The organism is Aeromicrobium sp. Leaf272 (assembly GCF_001422865.1).
Classification (GTDB): Bacteria; Actinomycetota; Actinomycetes; order Propionibacteriales; family Nocardioidaceae; genus Aeromicrobium.
Map to the genome: position 1 here is coordinate 307,542 of NZ_LMMY01000013.1, position 15,057 is coordinate 322,598.

The following is a 15,057-nucleotide window of genomic DNA, read 5'->3' on the forward strand; positions in this document are numbered from 1 at the left end:
GAACGATCGCCGTCGCGACGGCGGAGAGGCAGGACCCCGTGAGCACACCCGAGCTGCGCGTCGGCGTCGTCGGCTTCGGCTGGATGGGCCAGGTGCACGCCCGAGCCCTGACGCGGCTCGTCCAGCACTACCCCGACACGGCGCTGCGCCCCCGCCTCGTGGCGGTGGCCGACAACGCCCCCGACGACCGGACGGCGCGAGCCGCCGCTGCGTACGGGTTCGAGCACCTGCTCTCGGACTGGCGCGAGCTGGTCGAGAACCCGGAGGTCGACCTCGTCTGCGTGACCGGTCCCAACTTCATCCACCGCGACGTCGCGGTCGCCGCGGCGCAGGCGGGCAAGCACCTCTGGGTCGAGAAGCCCGCCGGCCGCGACGCCGGGGAGACCGCCGAGATCGTGGCTGCGGTCGAGGCTGCCGGCGTGCAGGCCGCCGCGGGGTTCAACTACCGCAACGTTCCGGCCGTGGAACGGGCCCGGCGCATCGTCGCGTCGGGGGCCATCGGCCAGATCGAGCACTCCACCGTCCGGTTCCTCGCCGACTACTCCGCCGATCCCGACGCGGCACTGTCCTGGCGCTTCCGGACCGAGTTCTCCGGCTCGGGCGTGCTGGGCGACCTCGTGAGCCACGCGACGGACCTGCTCGGGTACGTGGTGGCGCCGGTCGCCGAGCTGGTCGTGGACCGTGCGACCTTCATCGCGCAGCGTCGCGAGGCCGTGCCGGGTGCGATGCACTACGAGAAGGGTGCCGGCGCGCTGGGCGACGTCGAGAACGAGGACTACGTGAGCGCCCTGCTGCGCCTCGCCGACGGCTCACGAGCCGTGCTGGAGTCGAGTCGCGTGGCCGTGGGGGAGCAGAACACCTACGGCTTCGAGGTCCACGGCACCCGCGGGGCCGTCGCGTGGGACTTCCGTCGCATGAACGAGCTGCGCGTCGCGTCGGCGCGCGACGACGCCTTCACCGACACGTTCTACGCCACCGAGTACGCCGGCCCGGGCGACGGGGAGATCGGTGCCTTCCAGCCCGGCACCAACAACCCGGTCGGCTTCGACGACCTGAAGGTGGTGGAGGCCCGACGTCTCGTCGAGTCGATCGCCACCGGCACGCCCGTCGGCGCGACCATCCACGACGCGCTCGTCGCGGCACGGGTGCTCGACGCCATGATCCTGTCCTCCGACGAACGAAAGTGGGTCTCCCTGTGAGCAAGCGACTGAAGGTCGGCGTCGTGGGCGCCGGTGCGATGGGGGCGGCGCACGTGCGCACGCTCGCGACGAGCGTCCCCGGCGCCGAGGTGACCCGGGTCTTCGACATGGACACCGCCCGCGCCCAGGCCGTCGCGGCCGAGGTGGGCGGTGAGGCCGCGGCCTCGCCCGAGGCGCTGGTCGCCGACGTCGACGCGTTCGTGATCGCGTCGCCCGACTTCACCCACGCCGACCTGGCGATCGCGGGCATCGAGGCCGGCAAGCACGTCCTGTGCGAGAAGCCGCTCGCGGTCACCGCCGACGACGCGCGACGCGTCGTGGACGCCGAGGTCGCGGCGGGTCGCCGGTTCGTGCAGGTCGGCTTCAACCGGCGCTTCGACCCGGGCTTCGTGAGCCTCAAGGGTTCGGTCGCCGACGGGTCGCTCGGCCAGGTGAAGCTCGTGCACGGGATCCACCGCAACGCCACGAACGCGACGAGCACCGACTCGTCCACGCTGGTGACCGGCTCGATGATCCACGAGTTCGACACCTTCCGGTGGTTGCTCGACGACGAGATCGCGGCCATCCGCGTCGAGTCGCCGATCGCCGAGGGCTTCAAGGACCCGCAGGTCGCCACCATCTGGATGGCGGCCGGCCAGATGATCACGGCCGAGGTCTACTGCAACGCCGCCTACGGGTACGACGTGCGTGTCGAGGTGGTCGGCGACGGCGGGTCGGCGATGCTCGAGCCCCGGCCCCCCGTGGTGCGCCGCGTCGCGGGGCAGAGCAGCACTGCGATTGGGAGCGACTTCGTGGAGCACTTCATCGAGTCCTACCGGCTCGAGCTCTCCGCCTGGGTCGACGCGTCGCTGCGCGGCGAGGTCGTGGGCGCATCGGCGTGGGACGGCTTCGCGGCCAACCTGGTCGCGGCCTCCGGCGTCGCGGCCCTGGACTCGGGCGCACGCGAGCCGGTCGTCGTCCCCGAGCGCCCGGCGCTCTACGCCTGACGGGGTAGGTCAGGCGGGGTCGGCCAGGCGGGGGGCGGGCCCGCTGGTGCTGCGGACCACGAGTCGTGGCGTGAGCACGACCTCGGTCGGGTCCCGTCCCGCGAGCAGGTCGAGCGCTCCGGACACGGCTCGCTCCGCCATCTCGAGGGCGCTCTGCGCCACCGTCGTCATCCGGTCCTGCCGGGCGACGGCGAGCCGGGAGTCGTCGTAGCCCACGACCGACACGTCGGCCGGGACGTCGACGTGGGCTCGCAGCAGGACGTCGAGCACGCCGGAGGCGCAGTGGTCGTTGAAGGCGACCACGGCCGTCGGCGTCGGGCGCTGGTCGAGCAGGCGTCGCGCCGCCTCGACGCCCGCCTGCTCGGTGGGCCCGCCGGGGACGACCCACGGCTCCATGCCACGGCGCACGGCCGCTGCGTGGAAGCCCCGGCGGCGGTCCTCGGCGCCGGGCGCGGACCCGCCGTCGACGTGCACCACCCGCACGTGACCGAGCTCGGCCAGGTGGTCGACCGCGAGTCCGACGCCGGCCTCGTCGTCACCCCGCACCGAGGCCACGCCGTCGGCGTCGCTCCGGCGGGCCACGACGAGCGTCGGGACCCGCGTGCCGAGCGAGCCGAGGGCGTCGGGGGAGAGGTCGGGACCGAGCAGCACCAGGGCGTCGCACCGTTCCCGCATGAGGGCCTGGATCGCCGCGTCCTCGTCGCGCGAGGGCGCCACGGCGCTGATCGCGACGTCGTAGCCCTGCGCGGCGGCCGCCTCGTAGAGGTGCTCGACGAGGTCGCCGTGGAAGGGCTGGTGCAGGTCGAACGTGACGCCCAGCAGCCGCGTGTCCGTGCGCCGCAGCTGGCGGGCGCGCTGGTCGGGCACGTAGCCGAGACGCTCGGCGACGCCGCGGACCCGCTCCCGGGTCGCCGCGCTCGCCCCGGGGGCGTCGCGCATCACGATCGACACGAGGGCGACCGAGACCCCGGCCTCGCGGGCCACGTCGGCGAGCGTCGTGCGGGTCACGCGTCCTCCTGGGGGCTCGTCGAGGGCGGGGCTTGGACGAGGGGGCTTTGACGATGGGGCTTTGACGATGGGGCGTCCGCATCATATCCTCGCTCTGCATCGTTCTACTAGAACGTTCTAGTCCAGGTCGCGTGCGGTCGCCCGACGCGGAAGTCCACGTCGTCCCCGCCCCGCCCACCTCACCCCGCACTCGGAGGAACCATGTCCGCTCCCGTCCGCATCGGCCTGATCGGTGCCGGCCGCATCGGCGCCTCCCACGCCGCCGTCGTCGCCCGACGCGTCCACGGGGCGTCCCTCGTGGCCGTCGCCGATCCTCGTCCCGGCGCCGCGGCCGAGGTGGCCGGGCCGCTCGACGCACGCGCCGAGACGTCGGTCGAGGCCGTCCTGCGGGCCGACGACGTCGACGCCGTGGTCGTGGCCGCGTCGTCGGTCGCCCACCGCGACCTCGTGGTGGCCGCGGCCGAGGCCGGCAAGCACGTGTTCTGCGAGAAGCCGGCCGGCATGTCGCTCGCGGAGATCGACGACGTGCGCACGGCGACGGCGAAGGCCGGGGTCGCGTTCCAGGTCGGCTTCAACCGGCGGTTCGCGCGCGAGTTCGCGGCGGCCCACGAGGCGATCGTGGCCGGACGCCTGGGGGACGTCCGCCAGCTCCGCTCGCTCACCCGCGACCCGGGCCGGGGTCCCTCCGACCCCGACGGCGTGCCGCCGTGGACGATCTTCACGCAGACCCTGATCCACGACTTCGACACGCTGAACTGGCTGAACCCGGGCGCTCACGCCGTCGACGTCGTCGCGACCGCCGGCTCGCTCACGGCGCCGGGCCACCCCACGTTGCTGGACCACGCCACCGTCGTCGTGACCTACTCCAACGGCGCGATCGCCACGGCCGAGGCGAGCTTCGCCGCGACCTACGGCTACGACGTGCGCGCCGAGGTGCTGGGCTCCGAGGCGATGGTGACGATGGGTGAGGGCGCCCAGTCCTCGCTGCGTCTGCACGACGGGTCCGGCCGCCTGGCCACGACCGCCCACAGCGACACGGAGCTGCTCCTGGACGCGTACACCGGTGAGCTCGAGGAGCTCGTCGCCGCCGTGCGGGAGGGCCGTGCCCCCTCGGTCGGCGCGGACGACGCCTTCGCCGCGTTCGCGATCGCCCAGGCCTGCATCGACTCGTTCACCACCGGCGGCCGCGCGGCCGTCGCCACCGCCGTGCCGCTGGAGGCCTGAGATGACGTTCACCCTCGCGATCTGCTCCGAGATGGTCTACACGGAGCTGCCGCACCTGGAGCGCGTGGAGCGCATCCACGAGCGCGGGTTCGCCGCCGAGATCTGGGACTGGACGGCCAAGGACGCCGACGCCCTCGTCGCGACCGGCGCCCGGTTCACGTCGATGACGGGCTACGTGACCGGCGACCTCGTCACCGAGGACGGGGCCGACGACCTCCTCCGGACGGCGGAGGAGTCCATCGGTTTCGCCCGGCGGATCAGCTGCCCGTCGCTGAACATCCACGGCACGGGCCTGGGGGAGGGCGGCATCCCGGTCCGGCCGGTCGAGGTCGTCACCGGCGACATGTGGCTCGCGGCGGTGAGGACGCTCTCGCGGGTGGCCGAGCTCGCCGAGCAGCACGACGTCACCTACGTGATCGAGAACCTCAACCTCGAGGTCGACCACCCCGGCACGCCGTTCGCGCGGGCGTCCGACACGCTGGCCCTGGTGAAGGCGGTCGGCAGTCCGCACCTGCGGATGAACCTCGACCTCTACCACGCCCAGATCGGCGAGGGGAACCTCGTGGAGCTCGTGCGTCGGGCCGCCCCGTACCTCGGCGAGGTGCAGGTGGCCGACGTTCCGGGCCGCTGCGAGCCCGGCACGGGCGAGGTCCGCTGGTCCTTCGTGGCCCAGGCCCTCGCCGACGCCGACTACGACGGCGTGGTGGCCATGGAGGCGTGGGCGAGCGACCCCTCGGTCGACGGCAGCGACCGCGCCCTCGACGCGTTCCGCGAGGCCTTCACGGTCTGACGCCTCGGCCGTCCCCTGCCCTGCCGGGCGCCAGGCTCACCGTCCGAACGCGCGGGGCAGGTTGAACGGCGTCACGACCTGGACCTGAGACGGCACCGACGTCGGGGGCCCCGGGACGGCTCCGTGGTGACGGAGCAGGAGGCGGCAGGCGTGCCGCGCGTCGGCACGCAGGTCGTGGTGGAGCGCGAAGTGCACGCGCCGGGTGCGCAGCAGCTCGGAGTTGTCGGCGTCGAGGTCGTGCGCGACGAAGACCTGCGGCGCCCGCCCCACCTCGGCGAACGCCGCCAGCGTGGCGCGGTTGCCACCACCGACGGAGTACACGGCGTCGACGTCGGGGTGCTCCGTGAGCGTGGCACCGACGGCCGTGCCGGTGGAGGGGTCCAGGCCGCCGGTGTCGCTGACCCGCAGCACCCGTCGGCCGGGAGCGAGCTCGGCGAGGGCCTCGGTGAAGGACTCCACGCGCTGCCCCTCGCCGCGGAAGTCGCTGGCGCTGAGCGTCACGAGGACCGCGCCGGCGCCGGGTGCGGACCGGGCGACCAGGTAGGCCGCGGTGCGTCCGGCTGCCGCGTTGTCGATGCCGACGTACGCGAGGCGCCTGCTGCCGGTCAGGTCGGTCACCAGGGTCACCACGGGGATCCCGGACTCGGCGAGCATCCCGACCTCCGCAGCCACGTCGGGGTGGTCGGGCGCCTTGAGCAGCACGCCGTGCGAGCGTCGGCGACCGATCGCGCGCAGCGTCTCGACCATGGTCGCCACGTCGGCCTCCTCGCCCAGGTGGAAGCGCGCACGGACCGCCGCCGGGCGCAGGGCGGGCAGCTCGGCCTCGAGCGCGGTCCGCACGGCGGCGCTGAACCGCGTGGGTGCCTGCATCACGAGGTCCAGCAGGAAGGTCCGGCCGACGAGGCGCAGCTGGGTGGCCTGGCGGTCCAGCTCCTCGATCGCCCGCTCGACCTCCGCCACCGTCGCGGCGCGGACGCCGGGGCGTCGGTGCAGGACGCGGTCGACCGTGGCCTCGCTGAGGCCGCTCTGCTGCGCGATCTCGCGCACCTTGTGGCGGTGGGGCACGGCTCCTCCGGGCGGGTCGATCGATCGTGCTGAGGGTTTCTTGAGGGACTCTAGGCCCCCGCGCGGACGCGTACCAGGACTAGCGTCGGACACGACGAGACCTGCCGACCACCCCGCACCCAGGAGTCCGCCATGACCGCCACGCACCCCGCCCCGCCCGGCCGCCGAGCCCGCTTCACGCCCGAGGACGTGAGCCTCGACGACTTCGTCGCGCTCGTCACCGCGCCCACCGATCCCCACGCCTACCGCCACGCCGACCGGGTGGAGCAGGGTGTCGTCGTGTACGCCGCCGCCGACCTGCGTGCGGCGGCGTCGACCCCCGACGGCGAGGACGCCGTCCGCGCCGAGATCGTCCACGCACTCGCCGACGGGCCGGGCATCGTCGTGCTCGAGGGGGCCTGGGACGACCTGTCCGTCGTCGACCGGGCCACCGCCGCGTTCGAGTCCGTCATCGCGGCGGAGAAGGCGTCGGGCGTGGCCGCCGGCGACCACTTCGCCAAGCCCGGGGCCAACGACCGGATCTGGAACGCGCTGGAGAAGCTCGCCGTGAGCGACCCGGGCACCTTCGTCGACTACTACGCCAACGACCTCCTGGCCCTCGTCTCCACCGCGTGGCTCGGACCGGGCTACCAGGTGACCTCGCAGGTCAACGTCGTCCGCCCCGGCGGCGTGGCACAGGACCCGCACCGCGACTACCACCTGGGGTTCCTCTCCGACGAGCTCACGGCGCGCTACCCCGCGCACGTGCACCTGCTGTCGCCGGTGCTGACGCTGCAGGGCGCCGTCGCCCACGTCGACATGCCCGTCGAGAGCGGCCCCACCCTCTACCTGCCGCACTCCCAGAAGTACGGCCCCGGCTACCTGGCCTACCGACGTCCGGAGTTCCGCGCGTACTTCGAGGAGCACCACGTCCAGCTGCCCCTGGCCAAGGGGGACGCGGTGTTCTTCAACCCGGCGCTGTTCCACGGAGCCGGGACCAACGTGTCCGCGGACGTGCAGCGGGTCGCGAACCTGCTGCAGGTCTCGTCGGCGTTCGGCCGGGCGATGGAGGCTGTCGACCGGGCGAGGGCCGCCACCGCCGTCTACCCGACGCTGCGCGAGCGCCAGGACGCCGGCTGGCCGACCAAGGCGCTGCACCACGTCGTCGCGGCGGTCGCGGAGGGCTACCCGTTCCCCACCAACCTCGACCTCGACCAGCCGGTCGACGGCATGACCCCGCTCGCGCAGACCGAGGTGCTCGAGCAGGCGCTCGCGGCCCGATGGTCCGCCGACCAGGTCGCGACGTCGCTCGGCGCGTACGCCGACCGCCGCAGGACCGCGCCGATCGAGGGTCTCTGACATGGGGCGCCTCGACGACCGGGTGGTCCTCGTCTCCGGTGGCACGCAGGGCGTCGGGCTGGCCATCGCGCGACTCGCCCTGCGCGAGGGCGCGCGGGTGGTCGTGACCGGGCGTCGTCCCGACGTCGGGGCCCGCGCCGCCGAGGAGCTGTCGGCACTCGGTGACGCGCGCTTCGTGGCGTGCGACGTCGCCGACGTCGAGGCCTGCCGCGCGGCGGTGGCCGGGACCGTCGCCCTGCACGGCCGGGTGGACGGTCTCGTGAACGCGGCGGGCTTCACCGAGCGCGGCAGCGTGCTCGACACGACGCCGGAGATGTTCGAGCAGCACGTGGCGGTGAACCTGCGCGGTCCCTTCTTCCTCATGCAGGCCGCGATCGGCGACATGGTCCGACGCGGGCAGCCCGGAGCGGTGGTCAACGTGCTCACCATGAGCGCGCACGGCGGCCAGCCGTACCTGGCGCCCTACGCCGCCACGAAGGCCGGGCTCGCCGGCCTGACCAGGAACGCCGCCCACGCCCACCGCTTCGACCGCGTGCGCGTCAACGGCGTCAACATCGGGTGGACCGACTCCGACGGCGAGGACGCGATCCAGCGCCGGTTCCACGACGCGGGCGACGACTGGCGGGAGCGTGCCGCCGAACGGCTGCCGGCCGGTCGGCTCGCGTCGCCGGAGGACGCGGCCGGCATCGTGGTGCTCCTGCTGAGCGACGAGAGCGGCGTCGTCACGGGCTCGGTCGTGGACTGGGACCAGACCGTGCCCGGCGCCTCGGACTGAGGTCCGGGGCTCCGGATGCGTCACGCTGTCAGCGAACAGGGCGTGTTCACGCGTGTCTCGCGACCGCTCGCCCTCTAGGGTCGACAACGTGAACACACCAGACGCCACCACCCAGGGCCCGACGGGCCAGGCTCAGTCGGTGCAGGGCATGGCCGGCACCGACGTCGGCCCGTCCGACCTCGACGGCCACATCTACCAGCGCCTGCTGCGCGAGCGCATCATCTTCCTCGGTTCGGAGGTGCGCGACCAGAACGCCAACGCGATCTGCGCGCAGATGCTGCTGCTCAACGCCGAGGACCCGGGCGCCGACATCTTCCTCTACATCAACAGCCCGGGCGGCTCGGTCGACTCGGGCATGGCCATCTACGACACGATGCAGTTCATCTCCAACGACGTCGCCACCGTGGCCATGGGCCTCGCCGCGTCGATGGGGCAGTTCCTGCTCGCGGCCGGTGCACCGGGCAAGCGCTACGCGCTCCCGCACGCGCGGATCATGATGCACCAGCCCTCCGGCGGCATCGGCGGCTCGGCCTCGGACATCAAGATCCAGGCCCAGCAGTCGATCCTGCTCAAGAAGCAGCTCAACGAGCTGCAGTCGGTCCACACCGGCCAGACGATCGAGCAGATCGAGGCCGACGCCGACCGCGACCGTTGGTTCACCCCCGACCAGGCCAAGGACTACGGCTTCATCGACCAGGTCATCAAGAGCGCCCAGGAAGTGGGTAAGAAGGCATGAGCTACTACATCCCGCAGTGGGAGGAGCGGACCTCCTACGGGTTCCGCCGCATCGACCCCTACGCCAAGCTCTTCGAGGACCGCATCATCTTCGTGGGCACGCCCATCAGCGACGACGTCGCCAACGCCGTCATGGCGCAGCTGCTCTGCCTGCAGCAGATGGACGCCGACCGCGACATCCAGCTGTACATCAACAGCCCGGGCGGCTCCTTCACGGCCATGACGGCCATCTACGACACGATGCAGTACCTCAAGTCCGACGTGATGACCGTCTGCCTCGGCCAGGCCGCCTCGGCCGCCGCCGTGCTGCTCGCCGCCGGCACCCCCGGCAAGCGCTACGCCCTGCCGAACAGCCGCATCCTCATCCACCAGCCCTACACCGAGGGCACGGGCGGCCAGATCTCCGACCTGGAGATCCAGGCCAACGAGATCCTCCGCATGCGTGAGCTGATGGAGAAGATGATCTCCGACGCCACGGGCAAGACGCCCGAGGAGGTCAGCAAGGACGTCGAGCGCGACAAGATCCTCACGGCCGACCAGGCCAAGGAGTACGGCATCATCGACGGGATCTTCGAGACCCTCAAGGTCCCCGCCGCCTGAGGCTCCGGCCGACGCCGCCACCCGTGGACGACACGCGGCGGCGTCGGCCGAACCCCCGGTGGACGGTCCGCCGGGCTTGTAGTGTGAGGGCGACGACACCAGCTCGTCCCCGACGTCGTGACGGAAGAGGAGTGCACCTGTGGCACGCATCGGTGAGACCGCTGACCTGCTGAAGTGCTCGTTCTGCGGCAAGAGCCAGAAGCAGGTCAAGAAGCTCATCGCCGGACCCGGCGTGTACATCTGCGACGAGTGCATCGACCTCTGCAACGAGATCATCGAGGAGGAGCTGGCCGAGGGTGCCGAGCTGAGCCTCGGTGAGCTGCCGAAGCCGCAGGAGATCTTCGAGTTCCTCAACGGGTACGTCGTGGGCCAGGACAACGCCAAGAAGAACCTCGCGGTGGCGGTGTACAACCACTACAAGCGGGTCCAGGCGCAGGCCGCGACCGGTCGTCCCAAGGACGACGCCGTGGAGCTGGCGAAGTCCAACATCCTCATGGTCGGGCCCACCGGCTGCGGCAAGACCTACCTCGCGCAGACGCTCGCCCGCATGCTGAACGTCCCGTTCGCCATCGCCGACGCCACCGCCCTCACCGAGGCCGGCTACGTGGGTGAGGACGTCGAGAACATCCTGCTCAAGCTCATCCAGGCCGCCGACTACGACGTCAAGAAGGCCGAGACGGGGATCATCTACATCGACGAGGTCGACAAGATCTCGCGCAAGGCCGAGAACCCGTCCATCACGCGCGACGTGTCGGGCGAGGGCGTGCAGCAGGCGCTGCTCAAGATCCTCGAGGGGACCACGGCCTCGGTGCCGCCGCAGGGCGGTCGCAAGCACCCGCACCAGGAGTTCATCCAGATCGACACCACCAACGTGCTGTTCATCGTCGGCGGTGCCTTCGCGGGCCTCGAGGAGATCATCGAGCAGCGCAGCGGCAAGGTCGGGCTGGGCTTCAACGTCGGCGGCATGCCCGAGAAGACGCCGGCCGAGCCGGAGAAGGTCTACTCCCAGGTGCTGCCCGAGGACCTGCTCAAGTTCGGCCTCATCCCCGAGTTCATCGGTCGTCTGCCGGTCATCGCCGCGGTCGACAAGCTCGACAAGCCGGCCCTCGTGTCCATCCTCACCGAGCCGCGCAACGCGCTCACCAAGCAGTTCGTGCGGCTGTTCGAGATCGACGACGTCGAGCTCGAGTTCACCGAGGAGGCGTGCGAGGCCATGGCCGACCTGGCGCTGGCCCGCGACACCGGCGCCCGTGGTCTGCGCTCGATCATCGAGCACGTGCTGCAGCCGGTCATGTACGACATCCCCTCCCGCGACGACGTCGCCAAGGTCGTCGTCACCGGCGCCACGGTGCGCGGCGAGGAGGGCCCCACGGTCCTCAGCCGCGACGAGGTCGCGAAGAAGGCCTCCTGACGGTCCGCTCCTGACCGCTCGCGTACCGCCGGTACGCGTCGGTGGCTAGGGTCGGGGCATGACCGTCGACATCACCCTGTTCGGGGCGACCGGGTTCACCGGCACGCTCACCGCCGTCTACCTCGGCACGCACCTGCCCGAGGGTGGGACCTGGGCCGTGGCGGGTCGCAGCGCCGCCAAGCTGCAGGACGTCGTCGACGAGGTCGAGGCGGCGGGCGGAGTCGCGCCCGACGTGGTCCTGGCCGACGTCTCCGACCCCGCCTCGATGCGGGCGATGGCCGAGGGCACGCGCGTGCTCATCTCGACCGTCGGCCCCTACGTGCAGCACGGCGACCCCGCGGTGAAGGCCGCGGCCGAGGCGGGCATCGCCTACGTCGACCTGACCGGGGAGCCGGAGTTCGTCGACCGCACCTGGCTGGCGCACCACGAGACCGCCGTGAGGACCGGCGCGACGCTCGTGCACGCGTGCGGCTTCGACTCCATCCCGTACGACCTCGGCGTGCTCTTCACGGTCGAGCAGCTTCCCGAGGGCGTCCCCCTCGACGTCAAGGGCTACATCCGGGCCGGCGGCACGGCGTCGGGCGGCACCTACCACTCGGCGCTCGGGGCCTTCGCGCGGATCCGCCAGGCCGGCGCCACCGCCAAGCAGCGCAAGGCCGCGGAGGCCCGGCCCCAGGGCCGGAAGATCCGCGGCGGAGGGAAGATCGGCCGCGGGGCCGACGGCAAGGGCTGGGCTCTGCCGCTGCCCACCATCGACCCGCAGGTCGTGCTGCGCTCGGCGCGAGCCCTGGAGCGCTACGGCCCGGAGTTCTCCTACTCCCACTTCGCCCAGTTCAAGCACCTGCCGATGCTGGCCGGCACGGTCGCCGGCGCGGGCGTCCTGCTCGCCGGCGCGCAGCTGGCACCCACCCGCAAGGCGCTGCTGAAGCTGCGTGCCCAGGGTGACGGCCCCAGCCCCGAGAAGCGCGCCTCGTCCTGGTTCAAGCTCCGTCTCGTCGGCGAGGGTGGTGGCAAGCGGGTGGTCACGCAGGTCAGCGGCGGCGACCCGGGCTACGACGAGACCGCCAAGATGCTGAGCGAGTCGGCGCTGTGCCTGGCGTTCGACGACGTTCCGAAGGTCGCCGGCCAGACCACGACCGCCGTGGCGATGGGCCGCCCGCTCATCGAGCGCCTCCAGCGCAACGGCATCGCCTTCGAGACGCTCGAGTCGCGCTGACCCACGCCCGCCCCACCCTCACCAGTCACCCGGGGAAGGGAAGGAGCGGAGTCGGCGCGCTACTCGGTCTCGGCGAGGGTGGCGTCGGCCACGACCTCGGTGGTGCCGTCGGCGGCCTCCGTGGCGAGCTCGCCGGTCACCCGACCGGCCGCCTTCACGTCGTCGACGGCCTGCAGCACCAGGTCGAGCGAGGCCTGGGGCCCGCGGACGGTCACGGCCGTCACCTCGGTGCGCTGGCTGACCTTCGCGGTCGACTTCGCCCCGCGGATGCCGGCCAGCGCCTGGGCGGCGGCCGGCAGCAGCGCCGGGTCGCCGTCGACGGTCACGTCGTCGCTGGTCGGCCACGCCGCACGGTGCACCGAGCCCTCCTGCCACCAGCTCCAGACCTCCTCGGTCACGTAGGGCAGGAACGGCGCGAGGAGACGCAGCTGCGTCGACAGCGCCAGCACGAACGTGGCGCGGGCGGACTCCCCGGCCGGTGACTCCTGGCGGGCGCGCTCCTTGACCAGCTCGAGGTAGTCGTCGCAGAAGTCCCAGAAGAACTTCTCGGCGACCTCGAGGGCCGAGGAGTAGTCGTAGGCCTCGAAGTGGGCAGTGGCCTGCTCCACGACGCCTCGGAGCCCGGCGAGCACGGAGCGGTCGAGGGGCTCGGTCACGCGCGCGGCGTCGAGGTCGGCCGCGGTGGCACCCAGGCCGTAGTCCTCGGGCGCGGCGAGGACGAACTTGCTCGCGTTGAGCACCTTCATGGCCAGGCGCCGGCCGACCTTCATCTGGGTCTCGTCGAAGGGGGAGTCCGAGCCGGGACGCGCCAGCGCGGCACGCCAGCGGACGGCGTCCGCGCCGTACTTGTCGAGGATCTCGTCGGGCACCACGACGTTGCCCTTGGACTTGCTCATCTTCTTGCGGTCGGGGTCGACCACGAAGCCCGAGATCGCCGCGTGCGTCCACGGCACGGAGCCGAACTCCTGGTGCGAGCGCACGACGGTGGCGAACAGCCACGTGCGGATGATGTCGTGGGCCTGAGGGCGCAGGTCCATCGGGAAGGTCCGTGCGAACAGGTCGGCGTCGCGCTCCCACCCGCAGGCGATCTGGGGGGTCAGCGACGACGTCGCCCAGGTGTCGAGCACGTCGGGGTCGCCGACGAACCCGCCGGCCGCACCGCGCTGCGACTCCTCGAAGCCGGGAGGGGCCTGCGACGCCGGGTCGACGGGCAGCGTGTCCTCGGCCGCGAAGATCGGGTCGTCGTAGTCGGGCTCGCCGTCGGCGTCGAGGCGGTACCAGACGGGGAACGGGATGCCGAAGAACCGCTGACGGCTGACCAGCCAGTCGCCGTTGAGGCCCTCGATCCAGTTGGTGAGGCGCGACTGCATGTAGCCGGGCGTCCAGTCGATCTCGTCACCCCGGGCGATCAGCGCGGCGCGCAGGTCGGCGTCGCGGCCTCCGTTGCGGATGTACCACTGTCGGGTCGAGACGATCTCGAGCGGCTTGTCGCCGCGCTCGTAGAAGTTGGCCACGCGCTGGGTGGGCTGCGGCTCGCCGTCGAGGTCGCGGCTGTCGCGCAGCGCCTGCACGACGAGCTCGCGGGCCGAGAACACGGTCTTGCCGGCCAGCTCGGTCCACAACGTCTCGCCGGGGCCGCCGGCGACCCACTCCGGGGTCTCGCGCAGGAACCGGCCGTCGCGGCCGATCACGGTGCGGTTGGGCAGCTGGAACTCGCGCCACCACTGGACGTCGGTCAGGTCGCCGAACGTGCAGCAGTGCACGATGCCGGACCCCTTCTCGGGGTCGGCGAGCGGGCTGGCGATGATCGGCACCTCGACGCCGAACAGCGGTGAGACCGCGGTGCTGCCGAAGAGGTGCGCGTAGCGCTCGTCGTCGGGGTGGGCGATGATCGCGACCGCGGCGGCCGTGAGCTCCGGCCGCGTGGTCTCGACGACGATCGGGCCGGACGCGTGCTGGTAGGTCACGCGGTGGTAGGCGCCGGGGTAGTCGCGGGCCTCGAGCTCGGCCTGCGCGACGGCGGTCTGGTACGTGACGTCCCACAGGGTCGGGGCGTCCTGCAGGTAGGCCTCGCCGCGACCCACGTTGCGCAGGAACGCGCGCTGGCTGGCGGTCTGGGCGTCGGCGCCGATGGTCGTGTACTGGTGCGACCAGTCCACGCTCAGGCCGAGCGTGCGCCACAGCTTCTCGAAGACCTTCTCGTCCTCCTCCACGAGCTCGTTGCACAGCTCGATGAAGTTGCGTCGGCTGATCGGCACCTGCTTCTTGGGATCGGGCTTCGCAGGCGGCGTGAAGTCGGCGTCGTAGGGCAGGGACGGGTCGCAGCGGACGCCGTAGAAGTTCTGCACGCGACGCTCGGTGGGGAGGCCGTTGTCGTCCCACCCCATCGGGTAGAAGACCTCCTTGCCGCGCATCCGCTGGAAGCGCGCCACCACGTCGGTGTGGGTGTAGCTGAACACGTGACCCACGTGCAGCGAGCCCGACACGGTCGGGGGAGGCGTGTCGATGGAGTACACGTCGGCGCGCTCGGCGGAGCGGTCGAACGTGTAGGTGCCCTGCTCGGCCCATACCTGGCTCCAGCGCTCCTCGAGTCCTTCGAGGGCGGGCTTGGCCGGGACGCGGTTCGCTGCGGTGGTCACGAGAGGACAGTCTAGGAGCCCGGGCCCTGGCGGGGGTGCCGGGCCGTGGGCGGCCGATGGTGCAGCGGGGG

13 protein-coding genes are annotated in these 15,057 nt (G+C 72.3%); 10 read left to right on the forward strand and 3 right to left on the reverse strand.

Annotation, left to right across the window (positions count from 1 at the left end):
• The first annotated feature begins 38 nt into the window (after positions 1-38).
• Positions 39-1,199 carry a Gfo/Idh/MocA family protein gene (locus ASF38_RS10710; protein ID WP_235497652.1) on the forward strand — a complete coding sequence of 387 codons (1,161 nt, stop codon included), beginning with the start codon at positions 39-41 and terminating at the stop codon, positions 1,197-1,199.
• Entirely contained in the window at positions 1,196-2,185 is a 990-nt protein-coding gene (locus ASF38_RS10715; RefSeq protein ID WP_056575811.1) for a Gfo/Idh/MocA family oxidoreductase, read from the forward strand. The genes ASF38_RS10710 and ASF38_RS10715 overlap by 4 nt, the downstream gene beginning before the upstream one ends.
• A 9-nt stretch (positions 2,186-2,194) precedes the next feature.
• Here the strand turns inward: ASF38_RS10715 and ASF38_RS10720 are convergent, their stop codons facing one another.
• Complete coding sequence (locus ASF38_RS10720; RefSeq protein ID WP_056575815.1) at positions 2,195-3,193, reverse strand: LacI family DNA-binding transcriptional regulator; 999 nt, start codon at positions 3,191-3,193, stop codon at positions 2,195-2,197.
• 201 nt (positions 3,194-3,394) lie between these two features.
• Here ASF38_RS10720 and ASF38_RS10725 point away from each other — a divergent pair, with 201 nt between their 5' ends.
• Both ASF38_RS10725 and ASF38_RS10730 read left to right on the forward strand, forming a co-directional pair.
• Positions 3,395-4,417 carry a Gfo/Idh/MocA family oxidoreductase gene (locus tag ASF38_RS10725; RefSeq protein ID WP_056575817.1) on the forward strand — a complete coding sequence of 341 codons (1,023 nt, stop codon included), beginning with the start codon at positions 3,395-3,397 and terminating at the stop codon, positions 4,415-4,417.
• A 1-nt stretch (position 4,418) separates the two neighbouring features.
• Complete coding sequence (locus ASF38_RS10730) at positions 4,419-5,207, forward strand: TIM barrel protein (protein WP_056575819.1); 789 nt, start codon at positions 4,419-4,421, stop codon at positions 5,205-5,207.
• 36 nt (positions 5,208-5,243) lie between these two features.
• On the opposite strand, the gene ASF38_RS10735 is transcribed toward ASF38_RS10730, so the two are convergent.
• Entirely contained in the window at positions 5,244-6,272 is a 1,029-nt protein-coding gene (locus ASF38_RS10735; protein WP_056575824.1) for a LacI family DNA-binding transcriptional regulator, read from the reverse strand.
• Positions 6,273-6,404: 132 nt separating this feature from the next.
• Here ASF38_RS10735 and ASF38_RS10740 point away from each other — a divergent pair, with 132 nt between their 5' ends.
• The 6 genes from ASF38_RS10740 (at position 6,405) to ASF38_RS10765 (ending at position 12,347) form a co-directional block, all read left to right on the forward strand.
• Positions 6,405-7,610, forward strand: coding sequence for a phytanoyl-CoA dioxygenase family protein (locus ASF38_RS10740; protein ID WP_056575827.1), 1,206 nt, complete (start codon positions 6,405-6,407; stop codon positions 7,608-7,610).
• 1 nt (position 7,611) lies between these two features.
• Entirely contained in the window at positions 7,612-8,385 is a 774-nt protein-coding gene (locus tag ASF38_RS10745) for an SDR family oxidoreductase (RefSeq protein ID WP_055965069.1), read from the forward strand.
• Positions 8,386-8,533: 148 nt separating this feature from the next.
• Complete coding sequence (locus ASF38_RS10750) at positions 8,534-9,121, forward strand: ATP-dependent Clp protease proteolytic subunit (protein WP_055966357.1); 588 nt, start codon at positions 8,534-8,536, stop codon at positions 9,119-9,121.
• A complete protein-coding gene (locus tag ASF38_RS10755; protein ID WP_055965072.1) occupies positions 9,118-9,720 on the forward strand; it encodes an ATP-dependent Clp protease proteolytic subunit in 603 nt (200 codons plus the stop codon). Before ASF38_RS10750 ends, ASF38_RS10755 begins: the two co-directional genes overlap by 4 nt.
• 139 nt (positions 9,721-9,859) lie before the next feature.
• Positions 9,860-11,131, forward strand: coding sequence for an ATP-dependent Clp protease ATP-binding subunit ClpX (clpX, locus tag ASF38_RS10760; RefSeq protein ID WP_055965075.1), 1,272 nt, complete (start codon positions 9,860-9,862; stop codon positions 11,129-11,131).
• Between the two features lie 58 nt (positions 11,132-11,189).
• Positions 11,190-12,347, forward strand: a complete 1,158-nt coding sequence (locus tag ASF38_RS10765) for a trans-acting enoyl reductase family protein (RefSeq protein ID WP_056575829.1) — start codon at positions 11,190-11,192, stop codon at positions 12,345-12,347.
• A gap of 59 nt (positions 12,348-12,406) precedes the next feature.
• Here ASF38_RS10765 and valS read toward each other — a convergent pair whose 3' ends face one another.
• Positions 12,407-14,986, reverse strand: a complete 2,580-nt coding sequence (valS, locus tag ASF38_RS10770) for a valine--tRNA ligase (RefSeq protein ID WP_056575832.1) — start codon at positions 14,984-14,986, stop codon at positions 12,407-12,409.
• Positions 14,987-15,057: the final 71 nt, after the last annotated feature.

Bases quoted from the DNA above. Each gene is read 5' to 3' on its own strand.
- ASF38_RS10740 (WP_056575827.1), top strand. From the start codon at position 6,405: ATGACCGCCACGCACCCCGCCCCGCCCGGCCGCCGAGCCCGCTTCACG.
- ASF38_RS10765 (WP_056575829.1), top strand. From the start codon at position 11,190: ATGACCGTCGACATCACCCTGTTCGGGGCGACCGGGTTCACCGGCACG.
- ASF38_RS10755 (WP_055965072.1), top strand. From the start codon at position 9,118: ATGAGCTACTACATCCCGCAGTGGGAGGAGCGGACCTCCTACGGGTTC.
- ASF38_RS10745 (WP_055965069.1), top strand. From the start codon at position 7,612: ATGGGGCGCCTCGACGACCGGGTGGTCCTCGTCTCCGGTGGCACGCAG.
- ASF38_RS10730 (WP_056575819.1), top strand. From the start codon at position 4,419: ATGACGTTCACCCTCGCGATCTGCTCCGAGATGGTCTACACGGAGCTG.
- ASF38_RS10750 (WP_055966357.1), top strand. From the start codon at position 8,534: ATGGCCGGCACCGACGTCGGCCCGTCCGACCTCGACGGCCACATCTAC.
- ASF38_RS10725 (WP_056575817.1), top strand. From the start codon at position 3,395: ATGTCCGCTCCCGTCCGCATCGGCCTGATCGGTGCCGGCCGCATCGGC.